The 485-nt window shown below is 65.6% G+C and carries 1 protein-coding gene; it reads left to right on the forward strand.

Features of this window, described 5'->3' with window-relative positions; translation table 11 throughout:
• Positions 1–168: 168 nt before the first annotated feature.
• Positions 169–485 (forward strand): AraC family transcriptional regulator ligand-binding domain-containing protein (locus WDW90_RS38095; protein ID WP_336492870.1); only part of this gene is annotated, 317 nt, incomplete at its 3' end.

The following is a 485-nucleotide window of genomic DNA, read 5'->3' on the forward strand; positions in this document are numbered from 1 at the left end:
ATTAACCCAGGTTACATGCAGCGTACTGCTTCGATCTAAAGGCGGGAGAATTGCTTGTCTTCGTCTGTCGGATTGCGTACCGGGTGCCATTCGGTCGGGAATGCTGCAGCCGGAGATCTTACCGCGTCTGAGACAGCTCCTCCTGTTGGCTTCATCCATCTTGGTGTCGTGGAGGCGATCCGCACCGTTCTGGTCGAACTCGGCGCTGATCTCGACGACCTCCTCACGGAAGCGGACCTCGATCCGCGGCTCTTCAACGGCGGCCACAGGCTCGTCCCGTTCACAGCCCTCGGCCTCCTGATCGCCCTCGCGGTCGACCGCACGTGCTGCCCGCATCTCGGGCTGCTTGTCGGCCAGCGCACCACGCTGGCCTCGCTCGGGCTACTCGGCCTGCTGCTGCGCAGCTCCGAGACGGTCGGGGACGCCTTGCGGGCGCTCGAAGCCCATCTGTGCGTGCGGAACCGGGGCGCGGCGGTCGGCCTCGG

This window comes from Methylobacterium nigriterrae, from assembly GCF_037106235.1.
Classification (GTDB): domain Bacteria; phylum Pseudomonadota; class Alphaproteobacteria; order Rhizobiales; family Beijerinckiaceae; genus Methylobacterium; species Methylobacterium nigriterrae.